Below are 19253 nucleotides of genomic sequence, written 5' to 3' on the forward strand. Positions count from 1 at the left end.
GGAGTCGGTCAGCGCGGGCCCGCGGGCTCCACGCGGAAGCGCTGGATGCGCGCCTCGGCGATCGGGGCGAGCAGGATGTCGCAGCGGAGTTCGCCGCGCGCGGCGGGCACGCGCCACGAGAGGTGCGCGGGCGAGTCGGAATCGCCGATCGGAACCGCGTCGAGCGCGCCCGCCTCGAGCGGGCCGACCTCTGCCAGCAGGGCCGCGATCGCGTCGGCGCGCTCGGCGTACGGCGTGTCGAGGGCGACGTTCGGGGTGAAGATCTCATCGGCGAGAGCGTCGTTCCATGCGGCGAGCAGCTGCTGCGCACGGCCGGCGAGCCGCACCGTGTCGGGCCAGGGGTCGATGCGCCACGGAGTGGATGCCGGGGCGCCGCCGCCGGCGGGCGCCGTCGCAGGGGTGTGCGCCATGGCATCCACACCCGAGAAGTGCTCGATGAGGCGGTCGAGGGCGCGCACGACTTCCTCGCCGACGCCGGCGTAGGTGGCGTTCTCGAAGGCGACGACGCCGATGCCGCTCGCCGGGTGCCAGCGCATGTTCGCGCTGAAGCCGGGATATCCGCCGGAGTGGTGGACGACCATTCCGTGCGCGGCGTCTTCGCGGATGTTGAGGCCGTACCCGTATCCCGAGACCGTTCCGGTGCGCCACGCGGTCGGGTCGGCGCGGCGCGAGCCGGCGGGCCGCTGCACGCGGTGCATCTGCTGCATCTCGCGGCGGCTCGCACGGCTGAGCGGTCCGGCATCCGCTCCCCCGTCATGGAACGCGTCGGCGAGCCAGCCGCCCCAGCGGGCGAGGTCGGCGACGGTCGAGAACAGCCCGCCGATCGGCGAGAACGCGCCCGGCCCCGAGAACGGCAGCGGCACCCAGGCGTCACCGGAACGCCGATACCCGGTCGCGACCGGGCCCGGCACGGCGTCGACGCTGAACCCGGTGCCGGAGAGGCTGAGCGGTTCGAGCAGTTCCCGTTCGACGAAGGCGCGGTACGGCTCGCCGGCGGCGTGTTCGATGACGCGGCCGAGCAGCGCATAGCCGAGGTTCGAGTACTCGTATTCCGTTCCGGGTATGGATGCCAGCCGCACCCCCGCCGCGATGACCTCCGTGAACTCGTCGCGCCCGAGGGACTCCTGCCGGTCGGCCCACGGGTCGTCGGTGGGCAGCCCGCCCGACATGCTCGCGAGCATCCGCACGGTCGGCGTGCCCTGCGCCCCGCCCGGCAGCGCCCGGAACTCGGGCACCGCCTCGGTGATCGGCGCGTCGAGGTCTACGAGCCCGCGATCGCGGAGCAGCAGCAGTGCGGCGGCGGTGAATGACTTCGTGCAGGAGGCGATGCGGAACGCCGTGGTGGATGCCGGATGCGCCGACACCCGCCCCTCCGCGTCGAAGGCGGCCGCCCCGAACCCGCGGGCGGCGACGAGTCCACCGCGGTCGAACACCGCGACCGACGACCCGGGCGCCCGGGCGCCGGCGGGCGCGGCGCCGGAACCGCCGGACGGGGCAGCACCGGGGCCGTGCGTGCCAGGCTCGCCGAGGTCCGCACCGCCGATGCGGGCCTCGAACCCCGCGAAGACCTCGTCCAAGACGCTCTCGTGCACGCATCCACCCCTTCCGGCCGCCGCCCCACGATACCGGCGCCGGGGGCGCACGGCCGCATCGACCACCGCATCCGTCGCGACCGGCCGCGGCCCTGCCGCGAAGGACCATACTGGGTTGATGCCCCTCCCCGACGATGACGCCCGCTGTCCATGCCTGAGCGGTCTCACGTTCGGCGAGTGCTGCGGGCCGATCCTCGACGGCGAACGGCCGGCCCCCACCGCCGAACGGCTCATGCGTTCGCGCTACAGCGCCTTCGCGACCGAGAACGCCGACTACCTGCTGGAGAGCTGGCATCCGTCGACGCGGCCGGCCGAGCTCGAGCTCGATCCGCGGCAGCGCTGGTACCGCCTCGACATCGTCAAACGCGAGCGCGGCCGTCCGCTCGATCTCGACGGCATCGTCGAGTTCATCGCCTACTTCCGTTTCGACGGCGGCGCGGACTCGCTGCACGAGCGCAGCCGCTTCCGCTGGGAGGGCGGCCGCTGGTACTACGTCGACGGGGCCGTGCTGGAGGCGTAGGGCGCGATCACATCGAGTCGTCGTCCTCCGTCGGGTCGCCGCGCTCGCCCTGCACGCTCACGCGTTCGACGCCCGGAAGCTCCATGAGCGGCGGGACGAGATCCCGCACCGGCTGGCGGCCGTGGAAGCGGATGTCCATCGCGACCGACGGGCCGTGCTCGCCGTCGATGCGGCGCGAGCGGGCGATCGAGGTCGCGAAGCCCATCGAGCTGGCCAGGCCGAGCACGCTCCGCAGCACCCCCTCGCCGTCGGCGTAGGTGATCTTCACCAGGCGTTTGCGGTCGGCCGTCGGCATGCGGCGCACGAGCGGGGCGACGAGGAAGAGCGTCACAAGGTGCAGCAGCGTCAGCACGACGCCGAGCGAGAGCATCCCGGCCCCGCACGCCATGCCGACGGCGGCGGCGACCCACACCGTCGCCGCGGTCGTGAGCCCCCGCACCACGTTGCGGCCTTTGAAGATGACGCCGGCGCCGAGGAAGCCGATGCCCGAGACGATCTGCGCGGCGATGCGCGAGGGGTCGAGGGCGACGTCGGGGCCGAGGACTGCGGCGAACCCGTAGCTCGAGACGAGCGTGAACGCGCACGAGCCGAGGCCGACGAGCACATGCGTGCGGTAGCCCGCACTCTTCTGCCGCACCTGCCGCTCGATGCCGATGAACGAGCACAGGATGAAGGTGGCGAGCATGAACTCGATCTCGATGCCCGTCGAATCGGTGAAGAAGTCCGTCAACGCCCCTCCGCGATGCGATCGGCCGCGCCGCGAGCGGCCTTGATGCGATCGGCCGCGCCGAGCGCACGTAGAGCTCGACGTTGCGGTCATCGCGGCTGCCCTCAGCGTACAACTCGACCGCGGGGAGCCCCGGCCGCGCCGTGCGGCGCGCCCCGGCATCCGCACCCCGTAGCGGCCCGCGCCCGGCCTCGCTACGGTTGAAGGAGGCCGCGAAGGCGGCCGGCTGGCCGCGGGGGCGGCCGAAAAGGGGGAATCGACATGGCGGCAGTACGACCCGTCGGAGTCACGATCGTCGCAGTGATCGCCTGGATCTCGGGCGCACTGCAGATCCTCGGCGGCATCATCCAACTCTTGCCGGGCGGCGGGAACTTCGGCTCCGGGCTGTGGGCGATCATCATCGGCGTGATCACGATCGTCGTGAGCGTCGGGCTGTTCCGCGGCTCGAACGCGGCGCGCATCATCGTCACCATCGTGTTCGCGGTGAACGCGATCTCCTCGTTCTTCCTGCTGTTCTCGCCGTTCACGTTCTGGTCGGCGCTGTTCTCGGGGCTCCTCGCGGTCGTCGGCATCATCCTGCTGTACACGAAGCCCGCGAACGAGTACTTCCGCTGAGCGGCGCCGCGCGCCTACCGCGCGCCGGCGAGCAGCCACTCCATGCCGGCGGCGAGGTACTCCCGCATGTCGGCTTCGTCGTGGGGATGGCCGAGCGTGTGCGTCATCTCGAAGACGCCGTGGCGGACCGGGATGCCGGCGTCGGCGAGCCCGGCGGCCCATTGGGCGCTGCCGGCGGCGACCTCGTCGAACGCGGAGGTCACGACGACGGCGGGCGGGAAGGTCGCCGGCACGGGGTGCCGCGCAGGTGAGACCGTCGGCGCGCCGGCATCCACCGCCCCGGTGTAGGCGTCGAGCAGCGCCGCGCGCGCGGTCCGGCGTTCGGGGGTGCTCGAGTAGAAGGTGCCGAAGTCGGTCAGGTCGAGGGCGGGGGCGGTGAGCACGACGCCCGCGAGGGGCGGGACGCCTTCACGTTCGCCGTCGGCGATTGCGGCGGCGGTGGCGACGTTGCCGCCGGAGGAGGTTCCGGCCAGCAGGATGCGCCCGGCATCCACTCCCAGCGTCGCGGCGTTCGCACGCACCCAGTCGATCGCGGCGATCGCGTCGAGGACGGGCGTCGGGTAGCCGTGCTCGGGCGTCAGGTGGTAGTCGACCGTGACGACGACGGCGCCGAGGCGGCCCGCGAGATACCGCGCCGAGGGGTCGCCGAGAGCGCGCAGGCAGTCGCCGTCGCCCATCCAGAAGGCGCCGCCGTGCAGTTCGACGATCGCGGGGGCCGCGCCGGCCGCCGCCGGGCCGCCGACGCCGAGGTCGGGGCGCTGGATGCGGATCGACGTCGTCCAGGCAGCCGGGCACGCCCCGGCATCCACCGCGTCGACGATGTCGCCGGCGGCTCCGCCCGGCACGTCCCCGTCCGCAGCCCCGCTCGCTTCGCCGAACGAGCGCGTCAGGCGGATGGCGTCGACGTCGATCCGGATGTCTTCGGGGGCCGGCGGGTGGATGCCGGGCTCGAGCTCCCAGGCGAGGATGCCGCCGCCGGGCACGCCGAGCGCTTCGCGCCCCCGCTCCCGCACCGCCGACTGGAACGACACCGCATAGGCGTTGTGCGCCGTGCGCGCTTCGGCGACCGCCGCGCGCCAGTCCGCATCGCTCTGCCCAGGCCGGGGCAGCATCGGCGGCAGCTCGGGCCCGGGAAGCGCCGAGCGCAGCCGTTCGACCAGGAGCAGGGCGTCGCCCAGTCGGCTGTTGCGGGTGATGCCCTCGGGCAGGGCGGCCGCCCTGGTGAGTTCGGTGAAGGCGGCATCCGCTTCCGCCTCGGCGGCAGCGACCCGGGCGAGTCGCTCGGCGGCCGCCTCGACGAGCGGAATCGGTGTTCCGTCGGCAGGCGCGTCGGTCACGCGGTGGCTCCTTCGCTGAGTTCGACCCCGAGGGTCACGTGTTTGACGGGCGTCTCCGGGTCGCGCATGTGCTGGGCGAGCACTTCGGCCCCGGCCGTGCCGGATCGTGCGAGCGGCTGCACGATCGTGGTGAGCGCAGCCGCCTCGGCGACCGGGCCGCCGTCGAACCCGACGACGGCGAACTCGCCGGGAACATCGCGACCCGCCGAACGGAGGCCGGCGACGAGGCCGGCGGCGATGCCGTCGTGGTGGGCGACGATGCCGGTGCCGGTGCCGGTCACCGTCGCCAGTGCGGCGCCGACCTTGCGGGCATCGGCCATCGTCGGACCGACGGCGACGTGGCGGAGGGTTTCGGGCGGCAGGCCCGCTTCGCCGAGCGCGCGGATCACGCCGTGCATGCGCCGCTGCCCCGGTGAGACGTAGCGGCGCGAGACCTGCCCTTCGGAGACGTAGAGGAACTCGCTCGCCCCGCGCTCGATGAGACGGCGGCCGGCGAGGTATCCGCCGCGCTCGTCGTCGACGACGATCGAGGAGAACTCGGGCCGGGCGCCGTCGACGAGCACCGTCGGGATGCGCCGGGCGAGCAGGCGTTCGGCGGTGTCGTCGTCGAGCGGGATGCCCATCACGATGAGCCCGTCGAGCTGGCCCGACACCGGCAGCATCGCAAGCCTCGGCGACGAGATCCGCGACACCGAGTCGTGGTCGTACACGAGGACCTCGTGGGCCGTGCCGGCGAACAGGCGCAGCACCCCCTGCAGGCGGGTGCCGAACGAGGCGTAGGAGGTGAACGGGGCGATGACGCCGACCCGGAGCGCCTTCGTGCGGGCACGGTGCACGGCGACGGCATGGGGTACGTAGCCGAGGCGGTCGATCTCGGCGAGCACCCGCTTCCGGGTCTCCTCGCCGACGCGGGCCGGCCGGTTCATGGTGTGCGAGACGGTCGCGATCGACACCCCGGCGGCGGATGCGACGTCGTAGATCGTGGGCCCGCCGTTCATGCGTGCGCCTCCGCACGGCGAGCGCGCTGCACCTCGGGGTCGGCGACCGGCGCCGCTTCGAGCAACGCGCGGGTGTACGGATCCTGCGGGTCGTCGCAGACCGCCGCGACCGGGCCGGCCTCGACGATGCGGCCGCCGTTCATCACGAGGACCTCGTCGCAGAAGCTGCGGACGACGGAGAGGTCGTGCGAGATGAAGATGTAGCTCAGGCCGAGTTCGCGCTGCAGTCGGGCGAGAAGCTCGAGGACCTGCTGCTGGATCGACAGGTCGAGCGCCGAGACGGGTTCGTCGCACACGATGAGCTTCGGCTGCAGCACGACGGCGCGGGCGATCGCGATGCGCTGCCGTTGCCCGCCGGAGAACTGCGCCGGGTAGCGGTCGGCGGCGCCGGCATCGAGGCCGACGCGGGCGAGGGCGTCGGCGACGCGTTCACGTGCGGCGGCACGCGACATGCCGTGGCCGGCGACGAGGGGTTCGGCGAGGGTGCGGCCGATGGTCTTCACCGGGTTCAGCGAGCCGTAGGGGTCTTGGAAGATGACCTGGATATCGCGGGTGAGCGCCCGGCGTTCCCGGGCGCTCGCGCGGCTGATGTCGCGGCCGTCGAAGACGATCGTGCCCGAGGTGGCCTCGACCAGTCCGGCGACGACGTTGCCCGAGGTCGACTTGCCGGAGCCGGACTCGCCGACGATGCCGAGGGTGCGCCCGCGCGGCACGTCGAACGAGACGCCGTCGACGGCGCGGAAGACGCTCTTCTTGCCCGAGGCGGTGCGGATCGGGTAGTCCACGACGAGGTCGCGCACGCTCACGAGCGCGTCGACGGCTTCGGCGGCCGGGTCGGCCTGCCGGGGGCTCAGCGACGGATCGGCGGCGAGCATCCGCCGGGTGAACGGGTGTTTCGGCGCACGGAAGACCTCGTGCACGCCGGCGCGCTCCACGATCCGCCCCCGGTACATGACGGCGACGTCGTCGGCGAGGTCGGCGACGACGCCCCAGTTGTGGGTGATGAGCACGAGGGCCGTGCGCGAGCCGGCGAGGATGCGGTGCAGCAGCTCGAGGATGCCGGCCTGCACGGTGACGTCGAGGGCCGTCGTCGGTTCGTCGGCGATGATCACGTCGGGCTCGCCGGCGAGGGCCGCGGCGATCACGACGCGCTGCGCCATACCGCCCGACAGCTGGTGCGGGTATTTGCGCATGACGGCCTCGGGGTCCCGCAGCTCGACGCTCGCGAGCAGCTCGACGGCCAGGCGGCGCGCGTCGGAGCGGGAACGGTCGGAGCGGATGCGGATGACCTTCACCAGGAAGTCGCCGACCCGCATCGACGGGTCGAGCGAGCCCTGCGGGTCCTGCGTGATGTACGAGAACCGGCTCGCGCGCACCCGGCGGTAGGCCCGGTCGTCGAGCCCGGTGAGCTCCTGCCCGGCGATGCGGATGCTTCCGGCCGCGATGCGCGGCCCGCGGGTCAGGCCGAGGACGGCGAGGGCCGTGATCGACTTGCCGGAGCCGGACTCGCCGACGAGGCAGAGCGTACGGCCGGGGCGCACGTCGAAACCGACGTCGTCGACGAGCACGGCCGGGCCGGAGGGCGTGTCGACCTCGACCGTGAGCCCGCGGACGCTGAGGACGGCATCGACGGGCGGCAGGGTGAGCGGCGCCGCACCGGCATCCACCGACGCACCGGCATCCACCGACGCACCGGCATCCACCGCACCCGCGGCATCCGCCGACGCACCGGCATCCGCCGCCCGACGCCCGCGCCGCCGCGCGCGCCCCGCCGACACTCCCGACCACCGCTCTGCGACCGCGTCGCGCAGCCCGTCGCCGAGGATCGCGAGGCACACGACCGTGATCGCGATCGTCAGGCCCGCCGGCACGAGCAGCCACGGCTGCTGGTTGATCGCATTCGAGGCCGTCTTCACGATGTTGCCCCAGGAGGGGTTCGGCATCTGCGTGCCGAAGCCGAGGTAGCCGAGGCCGGTCTCGATCATGATCGCCGACGACGCGAACACGGTCGCCTGCACGAGGATCGGGCCCGTCAGCCGCGGCAGGATGTGCCGCACCGCGACCTGCGTGCGCGTGAGGCCCGAGGCGAGGGCGGCGCGGACGTAGAGCTCGTTCCTGAGGCTCTTCGTATTGCCGCGGACGAGGCGGATGAGCAGCGGGCTGGCGAGGATGCCGGCGGTGATCATCGCCGTCGTCATGTTGCCCGGCACGATCGTCAGCACCACGAGGATGATGATGATCGTCGGCACGCTGATCAGCAGTTCCGCGAACCGGTTCACGAGCCCGTCGACCCAGCCGTCGGTGAGGCCGGCGACGAGGCCGAGCGCGACGCCCAGCACGAGGAAGACGATGACCGCCTGCAGGATGCCGAGCAGGGTGCCCTGCCCGCCGTGCAGCAGGCGCGAGAGCACATCGCGGCCGAGGTCGTCGGTGCCGAGCGGATGCGCGGGGCTCGGCAGGGCGAACACCTCGGTGAGGTCCTGCGCGAGCGGCGAGTACGGGCTGATCGCGTCGGCGAAGACGACCGCGAGCACGATGAGGGCGAAGAGGATCGCGGCGACGACGACCGAGGGCCGGGCGGCGAGGTGGCGCCAGAGGGGGCGGACGGCGCGGGTCTGCGCGGGCTCGGCGGCGGGCTCCGGCGCGTCGGGCCCGGCGGGCGGGCGGGCGGTGTCCTGGGGTTCTGCGATGGTGCTCATGCGCGGGCTTTCACGTTCAGACGGCCGTAGCCGAGTTCGACCAGCAGGTTCGTGACGACGACCACGATGGTGAAGATCAGGGTGATGATCTGCACCACGGGCAGGTCGTGGGCCTGCGTCTGCTGCACGGCGTAGCTGCCGAGGCCCGGGATCGAGAACACCGTCTCGACGAGCACCGTGCCCGTGGTCAGGCCGATGAGCTTCATGCCGAGGATCGTGATGATCGGCACGGCCGCATTGCGGAGCGCGTGCCGCCACACGAGGCTGCGTTCGCTGACGCCGTGCGCCCGCAGCAGCACGATGTAGGGCATCGTGAGCTGTTCGGCGACGGCGTCGCGGGTCTGCCGGGCGAGCAGGGCGGTGCCGGCGAGGGTGAGGGTGATGATGGGCAGGATCATCCGCGGCAGCCACTCCCCGACCCCGTCGGCGATCGGCCGGTACCCCGAGGTCGGCAGCCAGCCGAGGCCGACGGAGAAGACGGCGACGAGCACGAGGCCGATCCAGAAGGTGGGGACGGCGATGCCGCCGAGGCTCAGCATGTCGACGAAGCGGCCGAGCGCCCCGCCGCGCGAGGCCGACACGACGCCGAGGGTGATGCCGACGATCGTGGAGCAGACGAAGGCGCACAGCATGAGCGCGAGCGTCGGCTCGATGCGGTCCTGCAGCACCTGGTCGATCGGCACGCCCGAGAGCAGGGAGCGGCCCGGGTCGCCCGTCAGCAGCCCGCCGAGCCAGTTCAGGTACTGCTGCCAGACCGGCAGGTCGAGGCCGAGCTGGGCGCGCACCTCCTGGTAGCGTTCGGCGCTCGCCTCGGGGCCGACGACGGTGCGTGCGGCGTCGCCCGGCGTGAGCGAGATCAGCAGGAAGGTGAGGGCGGAGACGGCGAAGACGAGCACGATGCTCATCACGAGCCAGTTCGCGAGGCGGCGCCACGACATCTGTGGGCTCCTCTCTGTTCGGGTGTGGATGCCGGTGCGCTGGTGTTCGGGCGTGCGGCCGGCGGGTGGGGCTGATCAGGGGTGCCGGCGGGCGGGAGAGGCCGCCCGCCGGCACCGGCTCATTCGGCGGGGGCGATGCTGCGGAACACGGGCGACGGCACGGCGACCGTGACCTCGGGGGCCTGGATCGTGTCGGCCGAGTACCAGAAGTTCGGCATCAGGGCGAGGGGCGCGAACCACGCCTCTTCGACGAGGTAGCGCTCGGTCTGCTCGTTGAGCTCGCGCTGCTCGGCCGGGTCGCCGGCCGCTGCGGCCTTCGTGAAGAGCTCGTCGAGCTCGTCGCGCTGCGCCTTCAGACCGTTGAACGCGGCATCCGGGCCGTAGAGGCCCTGGTATTCCATCCACATGGGCTGCGAGCCGTAGCCGATGACGGCCGCCGGGTATTCGCCGCCGGACATCTTCTGGAAGTACCCGTCGCTCTGCTCGGCGACGAGGTCGATCGCGATGCCGACCTTCGAGAGCTGCTCGGTGATGACCTGTGCGAGCGCACCCTGGGTCGGGTTGTTCACGGCGACCACGGGCAGGCTGAACCCGTCGGGGTAGCCCGCTTCCGCGAGCAGCCGCTTCGCCTGCTCGGGGTCGTAGGCGTAGTGCCCGGCGAGCTCTTCGACGTACCCCGATTCGGCGGATGTGACGGTCTGCTCGGTGGGCTCGCCGTACGTGCCGAGGAGCGCCTCGGCGACGGTGTCGCGGTCGAGCGCGTAGTTGATCGCCTGACGCACCCGCACATCGGCGAGCGGCGTACCGAGGGTTCCGTCGCGGTCGAGCAGGCTGAGCCCGACGAAGACGAAGGGCGCGTAGCCGACGGTGAAGCCGGCGGCCTCGGCGGATTCGGCCGTGGTCAGGTCGCCGGCGACGAGGTCGAGTTCGCCGGCCTTCAGCCCGTTGACGCGCTGGTCGGTCGTCTCGATGACCTTGATGACGATGCGGTCCCAGAGCTGGTTGTCGGGCGACCAGTAGTCGTCGCGGGCCTCGTACACGTAGCTGTTGCCGGTGATCGTCTCGTCGGGCACGAGCGTGTACGGCCCGGTGCCTGCGGTCGAGGTCGACAGGGTGTCGGGATCCTCCATCGCCTTGGGCGAGACGACCATGCCGCCGAGGAAGCGCTGTGTGAGGCTCTGCGGAACGAGCGGGTGCGGGGTGTCCCAGCTCATCCGCACCGTCTCGTCGTCGATGGCCTCGTAGGTGCCGCCCGAGATCAGGTTCGCCATGTTCGACGAGCCGGCGGTGAAGAAGTCGAAGAACTCGGCGACGGCTTCGGCGGTGAGCTCCTCGCCGTCCGAGAACGTGACGCCGTCGCGGATCTTCAGCTCGAAGACCCGGTTCTCGTCGTCCGTGTAGCCCCACTCGGTCGCGAGGCCGGGCACGAGCTCGCCCGACGATTCCTCGAAGATGAGGGAGTCGTAGGCGGGCATCGCGAACTGGTTGGCCGACTGGTTCATGTCGGCCGGATTCAGGCTCGTCGGCGCCGCCGCGAGCCCGATCGTGAGGGTGTCGCCGCGGTCGGCATCGCCGCCGCGGTCATCGCTCGAGCTCGCGCAACCGGAAACGAGCAGCGCTGCTGTCGTCACGGCAGCGAGCGCTGCGAGTCGGGTGTATCGGATCACTGTGTCCTCCGCGTCCTCGGGAAGGGGGCCGGTCGGGGCACCGGCGGGCCACTCTTGGCAACGGCCCGCAAGCGAGCGTACGTATCGGCCCAACGCAGTGTAAAACCCTCAGTGTAAAGCGCTTCACAGGGTTCGCTCGCGGCGGGCGGGCGGGCGGATGCCGGGACCACCGGCATCCGCACCTCTGCGATGATGAGCGGATGCCCGAAACGTTCCCGCTCGCCGGCCGCACCGCGCTCGTCACCGGGGTCTCGCGGCGCCGCGGCATCGGATACGCGGTCGCCGCCCGGCTCGCCCGGCTCGGGGCGAGCGTGTTCATCCACCACTTCCGGCCGCACGACCTCGAGCAGCCGTGGGGCGGCGACGACCTGGATGCGGTGCGATCCGGCATCCGCTCGGCCCTCGCCCCGGGCGCCCGCTTCGGCGACCTCGGCGCCGACCTCGCCGACCCGTCCGAGATCCAGCCGCTGCTCGACGCGGCGCGCGGGCTCACCGGATCCGTCGACATCCTCGTCTGCAACCACGCCAAGAGCGGCGGCGACGGCGGCATCCTCGACATGACCGCCGAGCGGCTCGACGAGTTCTGGGCAATCGACACGCGCTCGACGCTGCTGCTGACGGGCGCGTTCGCCCGCGCCGTCGCCGGTGTCGACGGGCCGCGCGAGGCGCTCCGCCCCGGGGAACGCCCCGCCTCCGACGGCCCCTTCGCCGAGCCGCGCGGCCGCGTGTTCTGGATGACGTCGGGCCAGGTGCACGCGCCCATGCGCGGCGAGGTCGCCTACGCGACGAGCAAGGCCGCCCTCGCCGGCATCACCCCGACCGTCGCCGCCGAACTGCTCGGCCTCGGCATCATCCTGAACACCGTGAACCCCGGGCCCGTGAACACCGGCTACATGGATGCCGGCGCGAGCGACCGCGACCTCGACGAACTCGACCGCCGCCTCGCCGAAACCCCCTTCGGCCGTTTCGGCCGCCCCGCCGACCCCGCCGAACTCATCGCCTGGCTCGCCGGCCCCGCCGGCGCCTGGGTCGTCGGCCAAGTGCTCACGAGCGACGGCGGCTTCAGCCTCGGGTGACGGGTGTGGATGCCGGGGCGCGCCGGACCGGCTCGGCCCTGTGGACAACTTCTGCACGCGGCAACGAGATCCATTAGGTTCGCTGGCATGCCCGACTCCCCTGCTCCCCGTGTCGCCCGGCGGCTGTCCGCTGTTCTCCTCGGCGCCGCCCTGCTCGTCCCGCTCGCCGCGTGCTCGTCGGAGCCGGAGCCGACGGCGAAGCCGTCGCAGTCGAAAACGCCGGTTGCGAAGATTTTCGAGACGAAGGAAGAAGCGTTGGCTGCAACCGAAGCCTCGTTGACCGCGTTCTATGACGTGCTCGGCGAGCAGGGGGAACGGGGCGGGGATGATCCAGATGCCCTACGGGAAGTCACTGCGAGCCCCGCAACCGAACAAAGCATTGAGTACCTCAGCGAGCTCCCTGACCTTGGAGTGCATATCCAAGGGCGCACGACGTTTTACGGTGTGAAGGTCGCCGAGCACTGGCAGGACTCCGACATGGCACACGTCTCGGCTTACTACTGCATCGATAGTTCGGAAACACGCATGATCGACGCATCGGGTGCAGATGTGACCGGCAAGCGTGCTGAGATCACGCCTGCTCTCGGCGAGTTCGTCTCTGTCGCTCCGGAAGATCCCCGGCTCGTGTTGAAGGAGACCTCGCTGTGGCGTGGCGACAATTTCTGCTGAACGTTGCCATAGCGGCAAGCCTGCTCGCAAACAGCCCCTTCATGCCCGTGCCAGATATAACGCCGACGCCGAGCCCCGAGTCTGAGTCTCAGCCAGAACCGGTACCTGACCCGGGTAACCCGTTTGGCAACTGGGGTACTGACTCCGACGAGGTAATCGCATCCATCATCGGCATCGTCGACCCCAACGAACCGGCCGACTCGATCATCAGCATCGACCCCCCGGCTGACACCGATCCGCCGGACTACCAGACCTACGCGAACGACGTCCGCGTCGTCCAGGACCGCTGGTGCCTCCAGTACGACAACCTCGTCCCCACGACCCGATGCGTGGTGCTCCCCGGCCCGGGAGAGCCCGGCGACCCTGCGGCGGCCGTCTCCCTCGAAGACGTCGAGCGCTACAAGCCGGCAGGCCCCGGTGTCGTCTCGCAACCCGAGGGCTGGGGCATCGTCGACCGACCGGTGAACTTCGTCCTGAACGCAGAGCCCCACGTCGTCGCCGGCGAGCTCCTCGGCCAGCCCGCCGATGTCCGCTTCACCCCCGTCGCGTTCCGGGTGAACTTCTCCGACGGCGGCGCGATCGATTCGAACGACGCGGGCGCGACCTGGGAAGACCTCCGCCAGGACGACTTCACCGAAACCGCCACCAGCTACGTCTTCACCGAACGCGGCGACCACCAGTTCACCCCGACGGTCCTCTACACCGCCGAGTACCGCTTCGCCGGCTCCGGCTGGACTGCGATCCCCGGCGGCCTCGCGATCGGCGGCGACTCCCACCCGATCTACATCGGCATCATCGAGACCGTCCTCGTCCCCAACTCCGGCGAACGCCGCTGATAAATTGATCAAGCCCATCCGGTCCCGCTTCCGACACGATCTGGGGATCCGGCAGCCCGCGCCGGTCAGCAGCCCGAGGAGCCCGATGAACACGCACGAACGTCTCCGCCTGCGCGTCTCGCTCGACGCCGTCGAGCCCGAGATCTGGCGACTCCTCGATATCGACGGGTCGCTGACGCTGGAGGAGCTGCACGACGTGCTGCAGGCCGTGATGGGCTGGCGGGACGCGCATCTGCACGAGTTCCACGACGACGACCGCAGCGAGGCCGCGTTCATGTCGCGGCGATCGCACATGGACGAGGGCCCGGTGCGCAGTTGGGTGCCGCCGGAGGAGTTCGAAGAGGCGCGCGCCGCGGCCGCGAATCCGTTCCCCGGTGCCCGGCCGCTGACGGTCGTCGATGAGAGCACCGTCACCGTCGCGGACGTGTTCGACACGCTCGACGGCCCGCTCGGGTACAGCTACGACTTCGGCGACGGATGGCTGCTCACCCTCGAACTCATCGAGAGAGCCCCGGCCGACGAACCCGGGCTGTCGCCGTGGCGTCGCCGCGCCGAGCTCGTCCGCGGCGAACGTCGCGGCCCGCTCGAAGACTCCGGCGGACCGCACGGCTATGAGGGGCTAATCGATCGCCTGCAAGACCCCGTCACGGTCGGCGAGCCCGACTGGGAGGAGTTCCACGACGCGGTGCTCTGGTCGGAGGACATCGCGTGGCCGGCAGGCGGTTTCGACCCCGACGCGTTCGATGCGGAGGCGGTGGATCGCGAGCTCGCGCTCCGCTTCGACGTCGCCAGCGACACATCCGGCCTCATCGCGGCCGACGAACAGCCCGCAGTGGATGCCGGTGCTGCCGTCGTCCGGTTGCTCGACGCGCTGATGCCGCCCTACGCACGCGAGCTTCGGATCCGCATGCGTGCGAGCGGCGCCCTCGACCCGACCGTGGACGCACCATCCCCCGAGGCCGTGCGGACTGCCGTGCAGCCCTTCCGGTGGCTGCTCGATGCCGTCGGTAGCGACGGCATCCAGCTGTCGAAGGCGGGGTGGATGCCGCCGGCCGTCGTACGAACCGGCATGGACGAGATCCCGGCATTCGCGGGGTGGATCGGGACGGGGAACCGTGAGGACAACACCGTACCGATGCGCGCGCTGCGTGAGACGGCACGGCATCTGGGGCTCGTTCGCGTCTTCAAGGGACGCCTCATGCGAACCCCGGCCGCTCGCGCGATCGGCACGGACGATGCCGCACTCCTCACGCATCTCGCGCGGCGGACGGCGCTCGGCGCGACGCGTCCGGCCGAGGAGGACGCCATCGAGCTGTATGCCGTGGAACTCGCGTGCGGTGATCGACGCTCGCGAAACCGCGAGGTGGACTCGGCGCACCGGTTTTCCCGGCTCCGTGTCGGCGATGCGTCGGACGAAACGGCGCAACTGCGTGCGATCGCGTCCGGGCTCGAGGCGCTCGAGTGGGCCAACCGCGATGGCAGCCCCCTCCTGCCGCGTGACGCGCTCGGCCTGCTCGGCGGAGTGCACGAAGTTTTCGCCTCGCTCGGCTTCCGCGCGCGCCTCGACCCGCTGATGAGCGCCGACGACGAACGTGCGGTGCTGCGAGCGTTCGGGCGGGCTGTGCTGGGGGTCGGCGACCTGGCGTGAGTTCGGGTGCATCGCCGTGCATGCCCGTCTGTGGACAACTTCTGCACGTCGCGGCGGCATCGGTTAGGTTCGCTGGCATGCCCGACTCCTCCGCCCTCCGTGCCGCCCGGCGGCTGTCCGCTGTTCTCCTCGGGGTCGCCCTGCTCGTCCCGCTCGCCGCGTGCTCGTCGGAGCCGGAGCCGACGGCGAAGCCGACGCCGTCGGAAACGCCGGTTGCGAAGATCTTCGAGACGGATGAGGAGGCGTTGGCTGCGGCAGAGGAGGCGTATCAGCGTTGGATCGATACGTTCCTGGCAAGCACAGCGAAAGGCGCGGACGCCGCTGACCTTGAGGCTGCCGCCGAAGGCTCTGCGCTACGCGACCTTGAGTCGGACATTCAAGAGTTTCAGAAGAATGGTGAGCACGTGGTCGGTGACATCACCTTCACCTTCGTCGAGACTGTCGACTCCTACGAGAGCCAGGATCGCGGAGCAGTCGTCGCCGTCCGCGCCTGCGAGGACGTTTCAGCCGTCGATGTCCTCGACGCCTCCGGGAAGTCTGTCGTCTTGCCCGATCGCGTCGACCTCGTTCCCTATTCCTTGGTCATCGAGGGCACAACGACGACGTTGAAGGTATCCGAAAGGACCCTGTGGACACGCGAAAACTTCTGCTGATCGGAGTAGCAGCCAGCGTTGTCGCGTCTCAGCTGTTGCTCGGGGCAGCCTCGCCGGCATCTGCGAACACCTGCACCACTCGCAACGCACTCACGGGGGCAGTGACCACCAAAGATGGGGTTTGTGTAGGCGCCGCCAGCTCCACTGGCGGCTCGGAGGCATCCAACGACGGGGGCGGAACTGAGAGTGGCGGCACCACCACTCGCACTCCCGGCGAGATTCTGCAATTCGGGCCGAAAGAGCTCGTCAGGACGTACCCGTGCATCGTGTCGGTCAACTTCTCGAGTTACACCTGCGCACCGGCGGAGCCGGCCGACGCGACCCCCGGAACCCCGGCCATCACGATGACGGACATCGAGCGCTTCCAGCCCGCGGATCCGGGCGCCGTCTCGGAACCCGACGGATGGGGCGTCCGGAACATGCCTGTGAACTTCGTGCTCCAGGCGGAACCCCATGTCGTCTCCGCCGAGCTTCTCGGCCAGCCGGCGGATGTGCGCTTCACACCGGTGGCATTCCGCATGGTGGCATCCGATGGCGGAGTCGTCGAGTCGACCGATCAGGGCGCGACCTGGGCCGAGCTCGGCCAGGACGAGTTCACCGTAACGCCCACGAGCCATGTCTTCACCGAACGCGGCACGCACACGATCACACCGACCGTGCTCTACTCGGCCGAGTACCGCCTCGCGGGCGGCACATGGATGCCCGTGCCTGGTGTCCTCGGTATCGAAGGCGCCCCTGAGGAGATCTACATCGGCGTCATCGAGACCGTCCTCGTCCCCAACCCCGGCGAGCGCGGCTGAGCCGGCAGCCAGCCTCGTTGCGGGCAGCTTTGACATTTTGGTTTGGCAATTTTGAAATCCCTCGACCAACAGTCGAGAGGAATCAAAAACTTTGACATACTTTGACCATGACACCGGACGAGCTGGCCGAGCTGACCGCTGGCGGGGAGACGCTCAAGCTCGAGTTCAAGTCTGAAGCGCACGGAAAACTCAGTGATAGCACCATCGTCGAGGTCGTCGTATGCCTGGCGAACGGCGAGGGCGGCACCCTCCTCATCGGTGTCGAGGACGACGGGCGGATCACGGGCGCGAAGCCTCACCACAAACCATCCACCGATCCTCTTCGTCTGCAGGCCTACATCTCGAACAACACCGTTCCTCCGCTTGTCACGCAGGCCGAAGTCGTGGTTGTCGATGAGGCCCGAGAAGTCATCCGGATCGAGGTGCCGAACGCCGAGTCGATCGTCGGCACTCGGCAGGGTCTCTATGTGCGCCGAGGGTTCGGGGCGGACGGTAGACCTGCATGCCTTCCGCTTCTTGCGCACGAGATGCTCGCAGAGCGCATCTCGCGAGGCGAGACGGATTTTGCGCGGCTGAGAGAACCCACGGCCGGCATGTCCGACCTGGACCCGGCCGAGTTCGAGCGCTTCCGGCGGCTCGCCGCGCGAGCAGGCCGCGCATCCGCTGGTTTGGCTGCCCTCAGCAACGAAGATCTGCTCAGCTCGCTCGAGGTCGCCGAGCGTGACGGCTCGCGATTGATCCTCAGGCGTGGGGCTCTGTTGCTCTTCGGGCGGAGTGAGTCGATCAGACGCTACATTCCGACACATGAGACGGCGTTCCGCGTGCTCTCCGGGAACACCGGTCGCAGTGTCGAGAACGTGGACCCCCTGTTCAAGACGGCCGAGGGCCTTTTCGAGGATCTCCGTCCGCACAACTCCGAAGCAGACATCACCGTCGGCCTCCTCCGCGTGACCATCGATCGGATTCCCGAGATCGTAGCTCGTGAACTCATTGCGAATGCGCTCGTGCACCGCGACTACACGGTGAGAGGCACGGTCGCCGTCCAGCTCTCGGATGACGAACTCCGTGTGTCGAGCCCGGGCGGTTTCCCGCGTGGGACGACGCTTCAGAACTTCCTCGAGGTCAGCAATCCGCGCAGCCGAATCCTCGCCGACGCCTTCAAGCACGCCGGTCTCGTCGAACGGAACGGCAACGGCATCAACCGGGTGTTCGAAGCAGAGCTCCGCAGCGGTCGTCCCGAGCCCGATTACAGCGGCACAGACGGAAACCAAGTGGTCGTGTCCGTGCAACTCGGCGGAAGCGATATCCCGCTGGTCCGCTTCGTCATCGAGCACGATGAACGCACCGGAAGGGCCTTCGACCTCGCCGATCTGCAGGTGGTCCGATCGCTGAAGGACGATCCGAAACAGTCTCTCACCGAGTTGTCCGGATTGCTCCAGCGCCCGATCACGCAAACGAGGACCAGGCTCACACGCCTGCTCGAAGAAGGCGTCGTCGAGATGCGAGGCAACGGTCGCGCGCGACGGTACCTTCTCAGCTCATCCACCTACCGGAAACTGGCAAGCGATGCCGGATACGTGCGCGTCCGCGCCTTCGATGAACCCCAACAGGCCCAGATGATCCTGAACTACGTCGACGCGAACGGGAGCATCTCTCGAAGCGAGGCCGCTGAACTCTGCGGGACAAGTCCGGAGGAAGCTCGCCGCATCCTCTTGCGTCTTCGCGACGAAGGAGAACTTCGGCTGATCGGAGAACGCCGCACGTCGCGCTATGTCAGAGCGTGAGCGCGCGCGGGCATCCGTGCCCCTGCGGGCACAAAGCTCAGCATCCCGTGTGCAGTTCTTGCACAGAGTGCACTACTCCCCCACCACCGCCGCATCGCCCCGCGCACCGCGCCGCAGCGCGCTGAGCGCAACTGCCACGACAGCACCGGCGAGAGCCCCGACTCCGTTGAGGATGACGTCGTCGATGTCGGCGACGCGGCCGGTGAGGCCCTGCGTGATCTCGATCGCGATCGACAGCAGGGTGCCGGCGGCGGCCCCGACGAGCACGCGCGAGCCGGCGGTGAGGCGGGGCGCGGCCAGCAGCGCGACGAGCCAGCCGATGGGGACGAATACAGCGAGGTTGCCGATGACGTTGAACCGGCCGAGGGGGTAGTCGGGGTTGGTGAGCTGCGGCACGATGGTGTCGCCGGGGGTCAGGTTCGGGATGCCGGAGCCGCCCGATCCGCCGAGCATGGTGACGGCGAGCACTCCGGCGAGGCTGGCCCCGAGCATCCACCGCGCCCATGCCCGCCGGCGTTCGGGGCGGATCAGGGTGACGGCGACGAGCGCGAGGGCGAAGACTGCGGCGGCGACCGCCACCGGGATCGGACTGAACCAGACGCCGCCTCGGAGCACGGGGTCATCTTCGCACCGGCGACGCCCGTGAAGCTGGCAGCGCGCCCGGCAGCCCCGGCAGTACCGCCCGGTAGGGTTC

Annotated in this window: 17 protein-coding genes; 9 read left to right on the top strand and 8 right to left on the bottom strand. The window is 70.4% G+C overall.

Features of this window, described 5'->3' with window-relative positions; all coding sequences use genetic code 11:
* Positions 1–8: 8 nt before the first annotated feature.
* The gene (locus G127AT_RS05330; protein ID WP_210900791.1) at positions 9–1592 is read right to left on the bottom strand and encodes a serine hydrolase domain-containing protein; all 1584 of its coding nucleotides are present in this window, start codon (positions 1590–1592) and stop codon (positions 9–11) included.
* Positions 1593–1710: 118 nt separating this feature from the next.
* Between G127AT_RS05330 and G127AT_RS05335 the strand changes: the two genes are divergently transcribed.
* Entirely contained in the window at positions 1711–2112 is a 402-nt protein-coding gene (locus G127AT_RS05335) for a YchJ family protein (protein WP_210900793.1), read from the top strand.
* A 7-nt stretch (positions 2113–2119) separates the two neighbouring features.
* On the opposite strand, the gene G127AT_RS05340 is transcribed toward G127AT_RS05335, so the two are convergent.
* Positions 2120–2842: an MgtC/SapB family protein gene (locus G127AT_RS05340; protein ID WP_425305885.1), complete on the bottom strand. Its 723-nt coding sequence runs from the start codon at positions 2840–2842 to the stop codon at positions 2120–2122.
* A gap of 258 nt (positions 2843–3100) precedes the next feature.
* Here G127AT_RS05340 and G127AT_RS05345 point away from each other — a divergent pair, with 258 nt between their 5' ends.
* Positions 3101–3454, top strand: a complete 354-nt coding sequence (locus G127AT_RS05345; RefSeq protein WP_210900797.1) for a DUF7144 family membrane protein — start codon at positions 3101–3103, stop codon at positions 3452–3454.
* 14 nt (positions 3455–3468) lie between these two features.
* Here G127AT_RS05345 and G127AT_RS05350 read toward each other — a convergent pair whose 3' ends face one another.
* The 5 genes from G127AT_RS05350 to G127AT_RS05370 form a co-directional block, all read right to left on the bottom strand.
* A complete protein-coding gene (locus tag G127AT_RS05350; protein ID WP_210900799.1) occupies positions 3469–4791 on the bottom strand; it encodes an alpha/beta hydrolase fold domain-containing protein in 1323 nt (440 codons plus the stop codon).
* Positions 4788–5789, bottom strand: coding sequence for a LacI family DNA-binding transcriptional regulator (locus G127AT_RS05355; RefSeq protein ID WP_210900801.1), 1002 nt, complete (start codon positions 5787–5789; stop codon positions 4788–4790). The genes G127AT_RS05350 and G127AT_RS05355 overlap by 4 nt, the downstream gene beginning before the upstream one ends.
* The gene (locus tag G127AT_RS05360; RefSeq protein ID WP_210900803.1) at positions 5786–8488 is read right to left on the bottom strand and encodes an ABC transporter ATP-binding protein/permease; all 2703 of its coding nucleotides are present in this window, start codon (positions 8486–8488) and stop codon (positions 5786–5788) included. The genes G127AT_RS05355 and G127AT_RS05360 overlap by 4 nt, the downstream gene beginning before the upstream one ends.
* Positions 8485–9426 (bottom strand): ABC transporter permease, encoded by a 942-nt coding sequence (locus G127AT_RS05365; RefSeq protein ID WP_210900805.1) that lies wholly within the window; start codon positions 9424–9426, stop codon positions 8485–8487. The genes G127AT_RS05360 and G127AT_RS05365 overlap by 4 nt, the downstream gene beginning before the upstream one ends.
* 119 nt (positions 9427–9545) lie before the next feature.
* Positions 9546–11057 carry an ABC transporter substrate-binding protein gene (locus G127AT_RS05370; RefSeq protein ID WP_210900807.1) on the bottom strand — a complete coding sequence of 504 codons (1512 nt, stop codon included), beginning with the start codon at positions 11055–11057 and terminating at the stop codon, positions 9546–9548.
* Between the two features lie 236 nt (positions 11058–11293).
* On the opposite strand from G127AT_RS05370, the gene G127AT_RS05375 reads away from it, so the two are divergent.
* The 7 genes from G127AT_RS05375 to G127AT_RS05405 all read left to right on the top strand — a co-directional run bounded on the left by G127AT_RS05375 (position 11294) and on the right by G127AT_RS05405 (position 18559).
* Complete coding sequence (locus G127AT_RS05375; RefSeq protein ID WP_210900809.1) at positions 11294–12169, top strand: SDR family oxidoreductase; 876 nt, start codon at positions 11294–11296, stop codon at positions 12167–12169.
* An 87-nt stretch (positions 12170–12256) separates the two neighbouring features.
* Positions 12257–12838, top strand: a complete 582-nt coding sequence (locus G127AT_RS05380) for a hypothetical protein (RefSeq protein WP_210900811.1) — start codon at positions 12257–12259, stop codon at positions 12836–12838.
* On the top strand, positions 12814–13674 hold the full coding sequence (locus G127AT_RS05385) for a hypothetical protein (RefSeq protein ID WP_210900813.1): 861 nt from the start codon (positions 12814–12816) through the stop codon (positions 13672–13674). Before G127AT_RS05380 ends, G127AT_RS05385 begins: the two co-directional genes overlap by 25 nt.
* A gap of 85 nt (positions 13675–13759) precedes the next feature.
* The gene (locus G127AT_RS05390) at positions 13760–15322 is read left to right on the top strand and encodes a plasmid pRiA4b ORF-3 family protein (RefSeq protein ID WP_210900815.1); all 1563 of its coding nucleotides are present in this window, start codon (positions 13760–13762) and stop codon (positions 15320–15322) included.
* A 77-nt stretch (positions 15323–15399) separates the two neighbouring features.
* Complete coding sequence (locus G127AT_RS05395; protein WP_210900817.1) at positions 15400–15975, top strand: hypothetical protein; 576 nt, start codon at positions 15400–15402, stop codon at positions 15973–15975.
* A 266-nt stretch (positions 15976–16241) separates the two neighbouring features.
* A complete protein-coding gene (locus tag G127AT_RS05400) occupies positions 16242–16775 on the top strand; it encodes a hypothetical protein (RefSeq protein WP_210900819.1) in 534 nt (177 codons plus the stop codon).
* Between the two features lie 107 nt (positions 16776–16882).
* Positions 16883–18559, top strand: a complete 1677-nt coding sequence (locus G127AT_RS05405; RefSeq protein WP_210900821.1) for an RNA-binding domain-containing protein — start codon at positions 16883–16885, stop codon at positions 18557–18559.
* Positions 18560–18631: 72 nt separating this feature from the next.
* On the opposite strand, the gene G127AT_RS05410 is transcribed toward G127AT_RS05405, so the two are convergent.
* Complete coding sequence (locus G127AT_RS05410) at positions 18632–19174, bottom strand: VanZ family protein (RefSeq protein ID WP_210900823.1); 543 nt, start codon at positions 19172–19174, stop codon at positions 18632–18634.
* Between the last annotated feature and the right edge of the window lie 79 nt (positions 19175–19253).

Source organism: Agromyces archimandritae (assembly GCF_018024495.1).
GTDB classification, from domain to species: Bacteria; Actinomycetota; Actinomycetes; order Actinomycetales; family Microbacteriaceae; genus Agromyces; species Agromyces archimandritae.

Bases quoted from the DNA above. Each gene is read 5' to 3' on its own strand.
- G127AT_RS05375 (WP_210900809.1), top strand. From the start codon at position 11,294: ATGCCCGAAACGTTCCCGCTCGCCGGCCGCACCGCGCTCGTCACCGGG.
- G127AT_RS05355 (WP_210900801.1), bottom strand. From the start codon at position 5,789: ATGAACGGCGGGCCCACGATCTACGACGTCGCATCCGCCGCCGGGGTG.
- G127AT_RS05390 (WP_210900815.1), top strand. From the start codon at position 13,760: ATGAACACGCACGAACGTCTCCGCCTGCGCGTCTCGCTCGACGCCGTC.
- G127AT_RS05395 (WP_210900817.1), top strand. From the start codon at position 15,400: ATGCCCGACTCCTCCGCCCTCCGTGCCGCCCGGCGGCTGTCCGCTGTT.
- G127AT_RS05365 (WP_210900805.1), bottom strand. From the start codon at position 9,426: ATGTCGTGGCGCCGCCTCGCGAACTGGCTCGTGATGAGCATCGTGCTC.
- G127AT_RS05405 (WP_210900821.1), top strand. From the start codon at position 16,883: ATGACACCGGACGAGCTGGCCGAGCTGACCGCTGGCGGGGAGACGCTC.
- G127AT_RS05335 (WP_210900793.1), top strand. From the start codon at position 1,711: ATGCCCCTCCCCGACGATGACGCCCGCTGTCCATGCCTGAGCGGTCTC.
- G127AT_RS05345 (WP_210900797.1), top strand. From the start codon at position 3,101: ATGGCGGCAGTACGACCCGTCGGAGTCACGATCGTCGCAGTGATCGCC.
- G127AT_RS05380 (WP_210900811.1), top strand. From the start codon at position 12,257: ATGCCCGACTCCCCTGCTCCCCGTGTCGCCCGGCGGCTGTCCGCTGTT.
- G127AT_RS05360 (WP_210900803.1), bottom strand. From the start codon at position 8,488: ATGAGCACCATCGCAGAACCCCAGGACACCGCCCGCCCGCCCGCCGGG.